Genomic DNA, 15317 nt, shown 5'->3' on the forward strand with positions numbered 1-15317 from the left:
CTTCGACCGGCTCAGCACCACCCCGTCCCCGCAGATATCCACCGAAAGCGACACCGCCATGCAGGTCTCGGTCGCGCACCACCCGCCGAACACGGCCGTGCTGGTGCTGCGAGGTTCCCTCGACATCGACACCGCGCCCGTTCTCAAGGCGAATCTCGCCCGCCTCGTCGACCGGCCCGCACCCCGGGTCGTGGTGGACGTCTCCGGGCTCGACTTCTGCGACTCGATGGGTGTCGGCGTCCTGGTCACCGCGCACGGTCGTGCCACCGAGCGCGACGGCTGGGTGCGACTGGCCGGACCGTCGGGCTTCCTGCGCCGCCTGTTCGACACGCTCGGCCTGACCGACTACCTGGCTCTGTTCCCGGACGTGGAAACCGCGCTGCGCTGATTCTGAGCCCATGCGCTCGATCGTGCGGGCGCCGCTGGACGCGGGCGAGCTCGGCCTGCGAACGATGCCGGTTTCGCCGACATCGCCCGAAGGCCGAACTCGCCCGCGCGGCAACGCGCTCCTCGCTGACCTAGCTGGTCAGGCCGAAGACGATGCGCCCGAGAGTGTCCTCGGTGCCGACGAAGCCCTCGGCGGGCAGGAACAGGCTCTCGCCGAAGTCGACGTCGATGTCGTCCGCGGTGCCGCCCACGCCGTCCGGTCCGACGCCGAAGAGCGTGCCGAAGCCGGTGCCGCCCGCGTCCATCAGGTTGGGCAGCGCGTCCTGGTTGTCGGTGTGGAAGTCGCCGAAGAAGTGGCCGGCCTCGTGCGAGATCACGTTGGCCAGGGCCTGCGCGACGAACTTCAGCCGGTCGCTGTCGCTGGTCAGGTACGTGTTGAGCGACGCCGGCGTCGAGCCCGCGGGCGAGCTCAGCACGTCCAGCAGCACCAGGGCGGTCTCCTCGGTCTCGAAGTTACCGGGGTCGATGCTCTGCGCGATGCCGATCGTGTCGACGCCGGACTCCTCGATGGTGCCGCCGACCACGACCCGGCTGACGTTCGCCTTGCTCCAGGTGTCGGCGTTGTCCTTGCTGTTGGTGATCTTGACCTTGAACTTCGGGTTGAGGCCGCTCTCCTCCAGGTCGTGCTTGATGTTCTCGGTGACACCGGCGACGACCAGGTCGATCAGCGCGTCCTCGTCGGCCCTGGTCAGGCCCCAGCTGGTCAGGAACGCGGCCAGCGGCGTGAGGTCACGGTTGCCGCCCCCGCCGAAGACCGCGGTGTTCACCCGGGCGCCGTCGAAGTCCAGGTACAGCGTCTGCTGTGGCTTGGCGCCTTGCAGCACCGGGCGGTACGCCTCGACCGTGATCTGGTAGGCGCCGGAACCACTGGCGACACCCACGTAGTGCCAGCCGGCCTTGGTGGCGACGTAGTCGGTGACGGCGTTGCCGCCCGCGGGCAGCGGCGAGTCGACCGGGTAGATGAACGACGCGTCCTGGCGTGAGCCGTGCACCTCGCGCGGCACGGTGTCGTAGACGGTCAGGTAGGTCGCCGAACCGGTCACCGAACCGCCGATGACGTCACCGGCGCGCAGCTTGACCGCGAAGAAGTCCTCGTCCACCCCGCCCGAGGTGAGGGTGAGGTTGTACGGGCCCTCGGTGGGCGGGGTCGGGTCGCCGATGCCGCCGCCGCTGCCCGAGTCGAACGGGTCGGCGGGCAGGCCGCCGTACGCGGCGACCGCCAGGTAGAAGTCGCCGGCCGCGGTCACCCGGTAGACGATCCGGCTGTCGATGCCCGAGAAGTCGTCGTTGACCGCGAGCAGGGTGCCGTCCGGCGCGAACAGCTGCAGGACGGTGTCCAGCGGCCCGGTCGGGGTGGCCGTCGAGATGGTCAGCACCTTGCCGGCCGGCGCGCTGAGCTTGTAGAAGTCGAAGTCGTTGCTGCCGTCGCCGGTCTGCCGCCCGTGCGGGCCGTCGCCGATCTGCGAGCTGATGGCCGCGCCGCTCTGGGTGCCGACGCCGATCCCGGTCGGGCCGGCCAGCGTGATCGAGCCGTTGTCCTCGGGCGCCGGAGCGACGGTCGGGGTGCTGACGACCTGGTTGTCCAGGCTGCCCAGGATCCGGATGTTCGGGAACTGGCCGGAGCCGGTGCCGTAGCCGGCGATCCGCTGGGCGTTGACCGGGACGTCGTTGCCGCCGGAGGTGCCCGGCAACTCGTCCTCGTCGATAGCGACCGCGGGCTTCGCCGCCGCCTGCGCCTTCACCCCGGCTGCCTTGTCGCGCGAGGCGGCCTTGGCCTTGGACTGGGTCTTCATGTAGTTGGCCCAGCCCGAGTAGTCCACCTTGGCCGGATCGGCCACCTCGGCCAGGTACGGGTTCGGGCCCTTCGGCTTGGACCCGTACGGCGCCTTGGGCGCGATACCCACGCCGGCTTCGAGCGAGGCCTTGTCGGCCGGGCTCAGTTCGTCGCCGGACGGCGCGGACGGCGCGGACGGCGCGAGCGCGTGCGGTCCCGCCTGCGCGGCCCCTGGCGTGATCAACGCTAGGCCGAGAACCGCCACGGAGACGGTCGCGATGCTTCGTCGCATCAATTTCCCCCTTCAGCTCGTCGACGGCCCCCCGGCCGAAGACGGCGAGGACGACGTTACTGAAGAAGATCGTCGATATCTACATATGTCGATAGTACGAAACACAGGTGTCGAAAAGCCGCCTCGGGCTCGGCCCGGGGCGGCTTCGAAAGGCGGCGGTCAGACGGACTGGACAGCCTCGAGGGCGGCCACGGCGGCGCCGCGCGCGCCGGCCATGTCGAGGTCGGCGACCAGGGCGAAGGTCGCGGCGGCCTGCTGCTCGGCGCGCAGCTCGGTGCTCTCGCGGACCGTGTTGAGGAACCACTGCCGGAACTTCGGCGAGGCCTCGACGACGCCGCCGCCCAGCAGATAGGCGTCGGGATCGGTGAAATTGGCGGCGATGGTGAAGAGCTTGCCGATCGCCTTGGCCTGCTGCCCGAACACCGCCAGCGCCAGCGGGTCCTCCTTTTCCCCGTACGACCGCAATTGTTTCGCCGCCTGCGGCAGCGGCAGCGCGGCCAGCGGGTGATCGGGGAACCGGGTCAGCCAGTACGGCAGCAGGTTCTTCTTGATGCCGGTCAGCGAGGCGATGCTCTCGACGTCGCCGGTGAAGCCGCAGTTGCACTCGGGCACCGGCTGACCGACCTCGAGCACGCCGTGCAGCGGGATCTGCACGTGGCCGAGCTCGCCCGCCATGCCGGCCGCGCCGCTGACGACCTTGCCGTCGGAGACCACGCCGCCGCCCAGGCCGGTGCCGACGATCGCGGCGACCGACGACTTGGTCATCGCGTCGGCCCCGAAGAGCTGGTGGTGCGCGTAGAGGGCGGCCGCGTTGGCATCGTTCAGATAGAAGACGGGCAGGCCGATGCGGGCCTCGAGCGCGCTGCGGATGTCGAAGCCGTGCCACGACACCATGCTGAAGTTCGTCGCGCCCTTGGACGAGATGACGCCCTTGGCGCTGGCCGGGCCGGGTGTGTCGAGCCCGACCGCGCGGACCAGGGTGAGCGGGGTGCGGGTCAGCTCGAGGATGTTGTGGAAGGCGCCGGCCAACTGCTCGATCGCCGATTCCGGACCGTCGGTGACCAGGCTCGGATTCTCGACCAGATTGTCGACCAGATATCGCCCCGTGGCGTCCAGCACTGTGGCGTTGTTGCAGGTGCCGCCGTTGTCGAGGCCGACGACGACCCAGGAGGCGGGGGTCCGAACCGATTCAACCTGATCCACACCGGTGAGCGTACGTCCGACTTCGGCCCGGCGGTACGGGTGCGGGCGGATTGCGAGTCCGTTAGCCACGGTTGCAGCCGCGACGGAGCGGGCCGCGCGGGACGAAGGATCTGGCATGACGACCCGACGCACGCTTCTCGCCGCCGGTGCCGCCACCGCTGTCGCCACCGCCGTGGGCACCGCCGTCGCCGCTCCCGCCGCGACCGCCGCCCCGACCGCACTCGACCCGGCCAAGCTGGTCGCGGGCGACCCGATCGCGCACCTGCTGCGCCGGGCCACCTTCGGCCCGACGCCGGCCACGCTGGCCGAGGCGGCCAAGCTCGGCGTCCCCGGCTGGCTCGACCGGCAGCTCAGCCACACGGCGATCGAGGATGCCGCCTGCGACAAGCTGGTGGCCCGGCTGCCGCTGGCCGGCGCGAGCATCGCGACCGTGCGCTCGTCGATCGCCAAGAACTCCTACGACGCGTTCAAGCAGCTGGGCCGGGCCGCCGTGGCCCGCGCCGCGTGGAGCAACCGGCAGCTGTTCGAGGTCACGGTCGCGTTCTGGGCCAACCACCTGCACGTCGCCGCGCCCTCCAGCGGGGTGTGGGACAGCCGCCCGGACTACGACACCCAGGTGATCCGCAAGCACGCGTTCGGCCGCTTCGCCGACATGCTCAAGGCGTCGATGAAGCACCCGGCGATGCTGACCTACCTCGACAACCGCTCGTCGACCAAGGCCCATCCCAACGAGAACTACGCGCGCGAGCTGATGGAGCTGCACACGGTCGGCCTCGTCTACAGCGAGCAGGACGTCTACGCGGCGGCCCGGCTGCTCACCGGTCTCACCGTCAACAGCAATGGCGCGTACGTCTATGAAGGCGCCCGCCACGTGACGGGCGCCGTGGAGATCCTCGGGTTCAAGCACGCCAACGCCACCACCGCCGGCGAGTCGGCCGCACTCGCGTTCGCCGACCACCTCGCCCGGCACCCGGCCACCGCGCAGCGCCTCGCCACCAAGCTGTGCCAGCGTTTCGTGGCCGACCAGGCGCCGGCGTCGCTGGTCAGCAAGCTGGCCAAGGTCTACCTGGACAACGACACGGCGATCAAGCCCGTCCTGAAGGCCCTGTTCACCTCGCCCGAGTTCGCGGCGGCGATCGGACAGAAGACGCGTACGCCGTTCGAGGACCTGATCGCGACGATCCGGACGCTCGGGCTGGGACCGGAGTCCGCGGGCGTCAAGGCTCTCGACGCCCTCTACAACGGCCTGGTCAATGCGGGCAACGCGCCGTTCCGGTGGAGCCCGCCCAACGGCTTCCCCGACGTGGCCGCGGCCTGGGCCTCGCCGTCCGGGTTCCTGATGCGCTGCAACAACCACCTCAACCTGGCCGCCGGCTGGTATCCCTCGCAGCTCACCCGTCCCGCCGACCTGCTGAAGTCGCTGGTCCCGGTGCGGCCGGGCACCTACGGCGCGCTGGTCGACGCCCTGGCCGTACGGCTGATCGGCGCCAAGCTGCCGGCCACGCACACGGCCGCCGTGCTCAGCGTCGCGGGCAAGCTGCCGACCAGTCCTCTGACCGCAACCGACAAGTCGCTCGCCGGGCACGCGCCGTACCTGATCGCGCTGGTCCTCGACGCGCCGTCCTTCCAGCTGAGGTGATGTCATGTCCCTTTTTGACTGCGGTGAGAAGCAGCTGAGCCGACGGGGCCTGCTCGGCGCGGCCGCCCTGACCGGGCTGGCCGGCGCCGGGGTGTCGACCCAGCTCGCGTACGCGGCCCCCGGCTACACCGGCGACACGCTCGTCGTGCTGTCGCTGCACGGCGGCTTCGACGGGCTGTCGGCGCTGGCCCCGATCGGCGACCCCGACTACTACAAGGCGCGGCCGGCGATCGGCGTGCCCAAGGCTCAGGTCATCGCCGGGGACGGGAGCTTCGGCCTGCACCCGGCCCTCGCCCCTCTGCTGCCGCTGTGGAAGAGCGGCAAGCTGGCCGGCGTGCACGCGGTCGGCCAGTCCAACCCGACCCGCTCGCACTTCGCCGCGATGGAGGCGATGGAGAACGCCGCCCCCGGCACCTCGCTGCGCACGGGCTGGCTGGGACGCATGCTGGGCGCGACCGGCGCCTCCGGGGCGCTGGCCGGAGTTTCGGTCGGGGCCGCCATGCCCGACCGCCTGTTCGCCGGTCCGGCGCCGTCGGTGTCGATGACCGGGATCGACAAGTTCACGCTGGCCGGCGACTCCTCCACTCGGCCGCGTGCGGCGGCTCTCCGCGCCATGTACGCCGACGCGCCGGCGCTGCAGGCCACGCCCGCCCTGGCGGCCGACAAGGCGCTGACCGCCAGCGCCGCCGTACGGGCGTCCTCCTACACCCCGGCTAACGGGGCGACCTACCCGGCGACCGAACTGGGCGCGGCCCTGCGCGACGTGGCCCGCCTGATCAAGGCCAAGGTGGGCCTGGCCACCGCCGCGGTCGACTGCGGCGACTGGGACATGCACGAGGGGCTCGGCGCGGCGGTCAAGGGCCAGCGGATGTACGACAACCTGACCGACCTGGCGCTGGCCCTGGCGGCGTTCGCGGCCGACCTCGGTCCCGAGGGCATGAACTCGGTCACCCTGCTGACGATCAGCGAGTTCGGCCGCCGCGTGCAGGAGAACGGCTCGCGCGGGGCCGACCACGGGCACGGCAACGCGATGCTGCTGCTGGGCGGCGGGGTCAAGGGCGGTCGGGTGTACGCGAAGTGGCCCGGCCTGGCCCCGGCCGCGCTCGTGGCGGGCGATCTGGCGGTGACGACCGATTACCGGTCCGTGATCGGGGAAGTCCTGCAGAAGCGCTGCGGGCTGGGGTCGCTCGCGGAGGTGTTCCCGTCGGTCGCGCCGTCGACGTTCGGCCTGGTGACCGCGCGCTGACACCTTGTGTTGAACGACCGTTAACCCCGGCGGGAGGTACTTGAAGTCTCTCTGGCTTAGGGTTGGCCCTGATGGAACCTGCTACCGGTCATGTCGTCCTCGAGACCGCGATCGACGAGGGCTTCGCGTCCCTGCGGCTTCCCGCCCGGCCCCGCGCCGAGCGCTACGAGCTGGGCCGGTCGTTGCGGGAACGGGCGCACCGCTCGGACGTGGCGCACTGGTCGGTGCCGGACGGCCGGGTCGACCCGGTCACCCAGATCATCCGGGCCAACGCGGGACGGCAGCCCTGGCTCGTGCCGGTCCGGGTGGGCCGGATGATCGCCTCGCCCTACGCGTACCTGCGGGGTTCGGCCAACGTGATGGCCGACGACTTCGCCACCCTGCCCGCCACCGGCATCACCCCGGTGATCTGCGGCGACGCCCACCTGGGCAACTTCGGCTTCTACGCCTCACCCGAACGCGAGCTGGTGTTCGACCTCAACGACTTCGACGAGGCCCACCCCGGCGCCTGGGAGTGGGACCTGCGCCGGCTCGTGGTCAGCGTGTACGTGGCCGGCCGGCAGAACGGCTTCAAGGAGAGCGCCTGCGCCGACGCCGTGCAGCACTGCGTCGAGGAGTATCAGCTGCAGATCCAGCACCTGGCCGACCAGCCGCTGCTGGGCCGCTCGTTCGCCCAGATGGACGTCGACCGGCTGCGCTCGGCGGCCTCGCGGCCCAGCTTCCGCGCCGAGATCGACCGGGCCGCCCGCCGGGCCCGCCGCCGCACCAGCGACCGGGCGCTCCCCCGCTTCACCGAACGGCGCGACGGCACGGCACGGCTGGTCGAGGAGCCGCCGCTGATCACGCGGCCCAGCGACGGGGAACGGGAGCTGCTGGCCGAGGCCCTCGACGGCTACCTGAACACCCTGCCGCCGCACTGGGCGCGCATCCTGGCCGGCTACCGGATCGTCGACATCGCGCACAAGGTGGTCGGCGTGGGGTCGGTGGGGCTGCGGGCGTACGTGGCGCTCTGTGAAGGATCGAGCCCGTCCGACGTCGTCTTCCTGCAGCTCAAGCAGGCCCGGCGCTCGGTCGTCGCGCATCACCAGCACGGCGACGCGGCCTGGCACCGCCACCAGGGCCAGCGGGTGGTCGAGTACCAGCAGGCGCTGCAGACGGTGTCGGACCCGCTGCTCGGCTGGGCCACGGTCGGCGCCCTGCAGTTCTACGTGCGCCAGTTCCGCGACATGAAGGGCGCGATCGTCGTCGAGGGCATCGACGCGCCGGCGCTGGGCGACTACGCGGGCATCTGCGGCTACCTGCTGGCCAAGTCGCACGCCCGCACCAGCGGCGCCTCGATGATCGCCGGCTACATCGGCGGCAGCGCCAAGCTGGCCGACGCCCTGTGCCGCTTCGCCCGCGTGTACGCCGACCAGGTCGAGAGCGACCACGCCGAGCTCGCCCGGGCCGTGCGCCAGGGCATCCTCCCCGCCGAGCGCGCCTGAGTCCCGGACGCGCATGATGATCACATGAGTGGTCGCGTGAACCTGGACAACCCGTCGCTGCTGGAGTTCTGGACCGAGCGGCACCTGTGCACGCTGACCACCCTGCGCGCCGACGGCTCGCCGCACGTGGTCGCCGTGGGCGCCACCCTCGACCCGGCGGCCGGGCTGGCCCGGGTGATCTCGTCGTCCACCTCGGCCCACGTGCGGCACGTCCGGGCCGGCCAGCAGCGGGTGGCGATCTGTCAGGTCGAGGGCCCGCGCTGGGCCACCGTGGAGGGTCTCGCCGTCGTCCGCGACGACCCCGGCGCGGTGGCCGAGGCCGTCGAGCGTTACGCCGCGCGCTACCGGACGCCGCGCCCCAACCCGGCGCGCGTGGCCATCGAGATCACGGTCACGAAGATCCTGGGTTCGAGCCGCTTCACCGCGTAGCGCCGGTCAGTCCCCCGGGTGGCGCCCGGCGGTCAGGCGGCGGGACGGGTGCGGTAAGCGCGCGCCGCCGCGGGGGCGCCGCGGTCGAGGCGGGAGGCCAGACGGTGGAGGGCAGCCGCGGCCAGCAGGCGGACACGGCCGGGCGGAACTTCGGGAATCACGGGGCTGCCCGGCAGGGCGGAGCGCATGTGGTCGGAGTTGACGGCTTCCACGAGCGGGATGTAGCCGAGTTCCAGCATCGGAGATCTTTCCCTTCGCGTGATGCGGGCTAAACTGCTTTGACTAGAAGCATAGGCAACCCGCCTGATGCGGGTCAAACACTTTTTGGTGGAATCAATGCACGCGTTCGAGTCCCTGGATGTCTTCGGCGGCGCCGCCGGCCTCGACTTCGCCAACACGGTCGACGGCCGGGGCACCGATCGGCCGGTGGACTACCTGCCGACCTACGCCGAACTGGCTGCCTGGTCGGCGTACATCGGGCTGGTCGACACCGCGGACGCCGAACGGCTGGGCCGGCACGACGCGCCGGCGACGCTACGCACCGCGCTGAGCCTGCGCGAAGCGGTCTTCCAGGTGTTCCACGCGATCGGCCAGGGCCGCCCGGCGCCCGTCGCCGCCCTCGACGAGGTGCGGCAGCGCTACGCCGAGGCGACGGCGGCGGCCCGCCTCGCCCCCGACGGCGCCGGCGCGTTCACCTGGCAGTTCGAGGGTGACGACCCGGACCGCGCCTGGTGGCCGATCGCCGTCGACGCCGTGCGCCTGCTCACCGGCGGCCCGCTCGACCGCATCAAGGTGTGCGCGGCCGAAGCCGGCTGCGCCGGGCTGTTCCTCGACACCAGCAAGAACCGGAGCCGCCGGTGGTGCACGATGGACGGCTGCGGCGTCGACGCCAAGGTGAAACGCCAGGCCACCCGGCGCCGAAACAGAACCTAGATCCAGCGGCTGCCCAGCCACATGCGGGCGCTCCAATCCTCGTACGGGATGGAGAGGCCCACGAAGATCGGGAAGAAGTACGCGAAACAGAGAGCCACCACGGCGACGTACATGCCGACGGCGACGGTGCCTATGAGCTGGCGATCCGATCGGGCCTTGCCCTGGGTCACGCCGTCGGGCGGGGTCATGATCGCGCCCAGGACGTAGACGACGGCGAGGATCAGGAACGGCAGCGCCGGTAGGACGTAGAACGAGAACATCGTCCGGCCGTCCTTGATCGCGTAGTAGAACCACGGGAGCAGGCCGGCCGCCACCGGGACGAGGATGGCCCAGGCCCGCCAGTCGCGCCGGGCCAGGCCGAACCAGACCAGCGCGGCCAGGGCGGGCAGGAAGGACCACCACAGGATCGGCGTGCCGAGCAGGATGATCTGGCGCGCGCAGCTGGGAGCGCCGCAGTCGGTCGCGCCGGGCCAGTAGAAGTTGACCGGGCGGCCGATCAACAGCCACTGCCAGGGCCAGGACTGGTACGGATGCTTCGAGGTCAGTCCGCTGTGGAACGAGTACGCCTCCTGATGGTAGTGCAGGAGGTTGAGCAGGGCGCCCAGCACCGGCGGTTCGCTCAGGCCGTTCGCCTCGCGGTAGTGCCGGAAATAGCCGGTGTTCGTGACGAACCAGCCCGTCCAGGTGGCCAGGTAGAAGATGAAGGTCAGCACGACGCTGAGCGCCCCCCAGCCCAGGTCGGCCAGGATCGGGCCGCGCAGACCCGCCGACTGCCGCGCCCGCACCCGCCAGACGAGCACCAGCGCGCCGAAGAACGGCAGGAAGAACAGCGCGCTCCACTTCACGCCGCAGGCCAGCCCGAACAGCGCGCCCGCGGCCAGCAGCCACCACGGGACGATCCACCGCTTCCGGCCGGACTCGAGCCGGCGCAGCAGGTTGCGCCGGTAGTGGTCGCGGTCGAGCAGGACCGCGGCGAACGCGGCCAGGACGAACAGGCCGAGGAAGATGTCGAGCAGTGACACCCGCGAGAGCACCAGCTGGAAGCCGTCGAGCGTCAGCAGCAGCCCAGCCGCGCCGGCCAGCACGATCGAATGGAACAGCCGGTACGCGACCCGGATCAGGATCATCACCATCAGCGTGCCGGCGATCGCCGTCGGGACGCGCCAGCCCCACTCGTTGTTCCCGAAGACCAGCTCGCCCAGCGCGATCAGCCACTTGCCCAGCGGAGGATGCACCACGTACGCCGGGCCGTTGGTCTTCTCGGGGTCCCACTCGACACCGTGCGTGAGCATGTCCCACGCGTCGGTCGGGTAATACACCTCGTCGAAGATGTAGCCCTTGGCGTCGCCCAGCCCGTTCAGCCGCAGGACGGCCGCGATGGCCGTGATGATCGCGGTGACCAGCCACGAGTACGGGTTGAGCCAGTTCTCGAGCGTCGCCAGCCGCCGCCGGACGACGTCCGGCACGCTCGGCTCCGCCGGCGGTTCAGGATTCAGCTCGGTCTCTGCCGTCGCCGCTGTAGTCACCCCGGGATCGTAGGGCCTGCCGGAAAGAAGTGAAGCCTTGGCATCTTCACCGAGACGTTCCCGTGCCCGTCAGATCCGGCCGTCCGAGGTGAAGGGGCCGACCCGCGCCGGAAGCACGAGCCCGGCCGCGGCCAGCCGCATCAGAAGGTCGTGGAGCTGATCGCGGGAGAGAGCCTCGTGCGGGCCCAGCTCGGGATGATCGACGCCCAGCGCCTTCGCCGCCTCGATGCCCCGGGTGCTGATCGCGGCCTCGACCGCCCACAGGCGGTGGGCGCGCATCGCGAGGTGGGCCGACGCGGTGAGCTCGCTGTGCAGCCGCAGCAGGCGGCGCAGGTCGGCGGCCAGCTGCTCGATCGGCGGCCCGAACGGCTGCGGCGGCTGGGGCCGGGCCGCCTCCCACCGATCGGCGATGGCGCCGCACCACTTCGGCGCGAAGACCACGACCGCGCCGAGCAGTGTCGGCGTAGCCACGATCATGGCGAGCTTCCCCACATCCCAGACATCCACTGATGCTCCCTGCCAACGGCGTCCACTCATGCGTTCGCGACGGCCTCTCGTGCGGCGGCGGACACGGCCGATGTCTGCCTTCGCATCGGCGTGCGTCGGCGTTCGGTTCTCGGCGCGCCCAGCCGCACCTCGACCATCCTTCGCACCGGCACCAGCGTCAACCCGATTGCCCCGCACAACGCACCCGTGGTGCGTCACGTGCGAAAACACGACACCGCCGGACGCACCGCAGGGCGCGGTCAGCGAACGCGGCCCGGCGCTCCGGAGGGACGTGGCCTGACGCTCCGCAGGCGGCCGGGCGCTCGTCCGGGCGTGGCCGGGACGGGCGTGGCCGGGACGGGCGTGGCCGGGACGGGCGTGGGGGTCAGCGGACGCGGCTGCGGGGTACCAGGCGGGAGATGGGCATGGGCGGGGCCGGCAGGGGTGGGCCGTCGTAGCCGCGGACCTCGCCGAAGCGGGGCGTTTGGTCGGCCCAGTCGGCACGCATCTGGACGATCTCGTCGTGGTCGCGGGCGACGAGGTTCCACCACATGACCAGTCGTTCCTCGAACGGCTCGCCGCCCAGCAGGAGCAGCCGGGACGACGACCCGGTGGCGACCGTGACGGAAGTGCGGCCGGCACCCAAGTAGAGGAGCGGCCCGGGCTTCAAGGTGGCGTCGTCGACATTGGGGGCGCCGTCGAGCGCAAGCAGTGCGTACTCGAAATCGGGTCTCAAGGGCAGCTCGACCTGGGCCGACGGGGCCAGGGCGAGCTCTGCGCCGACCAGCGGGGTGTAGCAGCGCGCGGGCGAGGTGGCGCCGGCGAACGTGCCCATCAGGATTGTGGCGGTGACGCCGTTCCGGCTCTCAGCGGCCCCGCCGCCGATCGCCGCCCCGCTCCCGCCGGCCCCGCCGACTTCTGCGGTCTCATCCATCCCGCTCCGGCTTGTCGCGCCGATTTCTGCGGCTTCTACCCCGTTGGGGCCTACCTCGCCGAGGGTTTCGTGCACCCCATCCTCGGTTGCCCCGCCGATTTCTGCGGCCGCTACCCCGTTCGCGTCGGCGTTCGCGGTCTCACTCACCCCTTCCCCGCTTGCCTCGCCGATTTCTGCGGCCGCTACCCCGATCGCGCCGATGTGGACGACGGGCAGGTCGGCGTGGTGGGCGAAGGACGGTGGCTGGTCGCGTGCGGAGTGGGGCAGGGCGACCCAGAGCTGGACGCCGTGCAGCGTCGGGGAGTGCTCGCGCGGCGTCTCTTCCGAGTGGGAGATGCCGCGGCCGGCGGTCATCAGGTTGAGCCGGCCCGGGCGGATCTCTTGGAGATTGCCCAGGCTGTCGCGGTGCAGCACCTCGCCGGCGAGCAGCCAGGTGACCGTCTGCAGGCCGGTGTGGGGATGCGGGCCGACGCGCATGCCCTCGGAGTCGCCGAGATCGTGCGGGCCGTAGGCGTCGAGGAAGCACCACGCGCCGACCATGCGGCGCCGGCGGTTGGGGAGCGTGCGGGTGACGGCGAAGCCGCGCGGGCCGCCGAGTGCCACGGGGGCGCCATCGAGCAGTTCCATGGCGGCCGGCGCGGTGAGGCCGACCTCGGGATCTGCTTCGAAGCTACTCATACCGCGGGACGCTACCCGCCGGGTGTGACAAAACGATGGGGGTGGCGAAACGGCGGCGGGGAGCTACCCCGCCGCCGTTTCTGGTCCCGGCACTACCGCGCAGGCACGACCTCACACCGGCATGGGGGGGCAGGACGGTGTGAGCGTTCGCGTAACTGATGCGCGGCGGCGGCCTTCAGAGACGGGGGCGACGGCCGCCGGCCGGGGAGTTGAGGCTCTCGAGCGTCCAGGCGTCGAGGCGGCGCAGGGCCGCCCGCCAGGTGGCGCGAACGGCGCCGAGGTCGAGGCGCGGCATGATCCGCTCCTTTCGGTCGGTGTCGTGTGCTCCACCCGGGACTTCGTCGTCCGGGCGCTCATCCACCGTGACACTCCTTAGCACCTTGATCCGTTTCTGGGGAGCGTGTGTTGCGCCACTGATGGGTCGCGAGGTTACTCGTCCGTATCGCCGGAACGGGTTTAAGTGTTGCTTAAATTCCGCGCGCGACGGTTCGTGACAGCACGGTCGCTCCGCCTGCGGATCTGTCGGCCGGCTGACAGCATTTGAACTGTTCGCCGCTGGTCCGCGTACTCTCCGCCGACGAAGAGACACGGCTCAGCCACGAGCCGGGGCCCCGGCGGGCTCCCGGCCCGGGGCGACGCCGCGGGAAGTGCTCGGCCGGGTGCTGGCGCGGCCCGCAAATCCGTGGTTAACCTTCCACATCCACCGCGTGGGAGGGGACGATCCGGGCACGCGTGACGAACGGGGGGCGAGGCATGCGGCGATGGGGTGGGGGGCACTCCCGCTGGCGTCGTTCGCACGTTCGTCGGCACCGCCCGGGGGCTGCGGCATGAGCTTCGAGGACGACGAATACTGGGAGGACGAGTACTCCGAGTACTCGATCATGCCCCAGTCCGCCGTTGTCCAGGAACGTCAGTACCAGCGGCGCGACTCCCCCGACCCGATCATCCCGACCCGCCGCGGCGAGCCCGGCAGCCGGGTCGACGAGCTGGCCGCCCGCCGTCAGCGCCGGGCCCACGGCAACGCGGGTGGTGAGCCGCGCGCGGCGTTCGACGCGGCGCGTCCCAGCTGGCTCGACGACCCTGACTTCTCCCCGGTCGACACGTCGCAGCCCAACCTGGCCGGCGACGACTTCAGCGACGTCGACTTCAACCGGCCCGAACTGGGCGCCGACTTCGACGCGCCGGACACCTTCGCCGACTCCGTCCAGCGGCGCCACAACGACCGCTACGACCGGCACGACGACATCGACGAGCCGTACGATCACCGCGACCTGGTGGCGTACGGCCACGGACCCAACCCGGGCGTCAGGACCGTCAGCCGCAGCGACGACGACGAGCCGGCCGGCCGGCGCCGGGAGCGTCAGCCCCGCCGCGCCACCGAGGAACGACGCCCTCGCCGCTCGCCCGACGAGCGCGACTCCCGCGGCCCTCGCCGCTCCTCCGACGAGCGCGATTCCCGCCGTTCCGACTCCCGCCGCTTCGCGGAGGAGCGTGACCAGCGCCGCTCCTTCGACGATCGCGATCCGCGGCGCCCCGTTGAAGAGCGGCGCCCGCGCCCGGACGACGAGCGTCAGGCGCCAGCCGCGCCGGCGGCCAGCGGCCGGGCCCGGGTGCCCGACGACCCGCACAACCTCTACCGCCGGCCCACCTCTCGGCGCGACGACGGGTACGACCTCGACGACCGGCCCCGCCGTCCCCGCAGCGACGACGGGCTTCGCTCCGGCGGGCGCGCCGAGATGCTCTGGGACGAGCCGGCTGCCCCGCAGCGCGGCTACGACGACAACGCGGACGTACGCGGGCGCGGGCGCACCGAGCGGCGCCGGCCCGACGGGTACGAGTTGGACGAGCGTCGCCGCGACGGCCGCAGCCCTTGGCCCGCGGAGGCCGAGGACGGCCGCAACCGCCCGCCGTCGCGCGACTACAACCGCCGCACCATCGACGGCGAGGTCCTCGACGAGCGGGCCCCGCGCACCATCGAGGGCGAGATCGTCGAGGAACGGCGCCGCCCGGCCCGCGACGACCGCCGGGCGCCCACGGCCCGGCAGACCTGGGACGACCAGCAGGGCTGGGTCGAGGACGATCGCTGGAACGACAGCCGTCCGGCCGGCGGCCAGGGCCGGACCGAGAACGAACGCCCCAACGACGGCCGCCCAGCCGGCGGCCAAGGCTGGACCGAGAACGAACGCCCCAACGACGGCCGCCCAGCCGGCGGCCAAGGCTGGACCGAGAACGAACGCCCCAACGAC

At 71.8% G+C, this 15317-nt stretch carries 13 protein-coding genes and 2 pseudogenes; 7 read left to right on the forward strand and 8 right to left on the reverse strand.

What is annotated here, in order from left to right; translation table 11 throughout:
* Positions 1-58 precede the first annotated feature (58 nt).
* Complete coding sequence (locus tag LXN57_RS09395) at positions 59-388, forward strand: STAS domain-containing protein (RefSeq protein ID WP_251797624.1); 330 nt, start codon at positions 59-61, stop codon at positions 386-388.
* A gap of 130 nt (positions 389-518) precedes the next feature.
* Here LXN57_RS09395 and LXN57_RS09400 read toward each other — a convergent pair whose 3' ends face one another.
* Both LXN57_RS09400 and LXN57_RS09405 read right to left on the reverse strand, forming a co-directional pair.
* Positions 519-2513 carry a PPC domain-containing protein gene (locus LXN57_RS09400; RefSeq protein ID WP_251797625.1) on the reverse strand — a complete coding sequence of 665 codons (1995 nt, stop codon included), beginning with the start codon at positions 2511-2513 and terminating at the stop codon, positions 519-521.
* A gap of 159 nt (positions 2514-2672) precedes the next feature.
* Positions 2673-3716 carry an ROK family protein gene (locus tag LXN57_RS09405; protein WP_251797626.1) on the reverse strand — a complete coding sequence of 348 codons (1044 nt, stop codon included), beginning with the start codon at positions 3714-3716 and terminating at the stop codon, positions 2673-2675.
* Positions 3717-3831: 115 nt separating this feature from the next.
* Here LXN57_RS09405 and LXN57_RS09410 point away from each other — a divergent pair, with 115 nt between their 5' ends.
* The 4 genes from LXN57_RS09410 (at position 3832) to LXN57_RS09425 (ending at position 8514) form a co-directional block, all read left to right on the forward strand.
* Positions 3832-5355, forward strand: a complete 1524-nt coding sequence (locus LXN57_RS09410) for a DUF1800 domain-containing protein (protein ID WP_251797627.1) — start codon at positions 3832-3834, stop codon at positions 5353-5355.
* Between the two features lie 4 nt (positions 5356-5359).
* Complete coding sequence (locus LXN57_RS09415) at positions 5360-6601, forward strand: DUF1501 domain-containing protein (RefSeq protein WP_251797628.1); 1242 nt, start codon at positions 5360-5362, stop codon at positions 6599-6601.
* A gap of 71 nt (positions 6602-6672) precedes the next feature.
* Complete coding sequence (locus LXN57_RS09420; RefSeq protein ID WP_251797629.1) at positions 6673-8085, forward strand: DUF2252 domain-containing protein; 1413 nt, start codon at positions 6673-6675, stop codon at positions 8083-8085.
* A 24-nt stretch (positions 8086-8109) separates the two neighbouring features.
* Positions 8110-8514, forward strand: coding sequence for a pyridoxamine 5'-phosphate oxidase family protein (locus LXN57_RS09425; protein ID WP_221379563.1), 405 nt, complete (start codon positions 8110-8112; stop codon positions 8512-8514).
* 32 nt (positions 8515-8546) lie between these two features.
* On the opposite strand, the gene LXN57_RS09430 is transcribed toward LXN57_RS09425, so the two are convergent.
* On the reverse strand, positions 8547-8753 hold the full coding sequence (locus LXN57_RS09430; RefSeq protein ID WP_251797630.1) for a hypothetical protein: 207 nt from the start codon (positions 8751-8753) through the stop codon (positions 8547-8549).
* Between the two features lie 97 nt (positions 8754-8850).
* Here LXN57_RS09430 and LXN57_RS09435 point away from each other — a divergent pair, with 97 nt between their 5' ends.
* A complete protein-coding gene (locus LXN57_RS09435) occupies positions 8851-9447 on the forward strand; it encodes a CGNR zinc finger domain-containing protein (RefSeq protein WP_251797631.1) in 597 nt (198 codons plus the stop codon).
* Here the strand turns inward: LXN57_RS09435 and LXN57_RS09440 are convergent.
* The 5 genes and pseudogenes from LXN57_RS09440 to LXN57_RS09460 form a co-directional block, all read right to left on the reverse strand.
* The gene (locus LXN57_RS09440) at positions 9444-10973 is read right to left on the reverse strand and encodes a dolichyl-phosphate-mannose--protein mannosyltransferase (protein ID WP_251797632.1); all 1530 of its coding nucleotides are present in this window, start codon (positions 10971-10973) and stop codon (positions 9444-9446) included. The genes LXN57_RS09435 and LXN57_RS09440 overlap by 4 nt on opposite strands.
* 69 nt (positions 10974-11042) lie before the next feature.
* Entirely contained in the window at positions 11043-11480 is a 438-nt protein-coding gene (locus LXN57_RS09445; RefSeq protein WP_251797633.1) for a hypothetical protein, read from the reverse strand.
* Between the two features lie 364 nt (positions 11481-11844).
* Positions 11845-12393: a pirin family protein gene (locus tag LXN57_RS09450; protein ID WP_308206605.1), complete on the reverse strand. Its 549-nt coding sequence runs from the start codon at positions 12391-12393 to the stop codon at positions 11845-11847.
* A gap of 189 nt (positions 12394-12582) precedes the next feature.
* Positions 12583-13071, reverse strand: a pseudogene (locus LXN57_RS09455) (pirin family protein); the annotation flags it as partial.
* A gap of 175 nt (positions 13072-13246) precedes the next feature.
* Positions 13247-13432, reverse strand: coding sequence for a hypothetical protein (locus LXN57_RS09460; RefSeq protein WP_251797634.1), 186 nt, complete (start codon positions 13430-13432; stop codon positions 13247-13249).
* Positions 13433-13898: 466 nt separating this feature from the next.
* Between LXN57_RS09460 and LXN57_RS09465 the strand changes: the two are divergent.
* Positions 13899-15317: pseudogene (locus tag LXN57_RS09465) on the forward strand (hypothetical protein); the annotation flags it as partial.

It is taken from the genome of Paractinoplanes hotanensis (assembly GCF_023717965.1).
Classification (GTDB): Bacteria; Actinomycetota; Actinomycetes; order Mycobacteriales; family Micromonosporaceae; genus Actinoplanes; species Actinoplanes polyasparticus.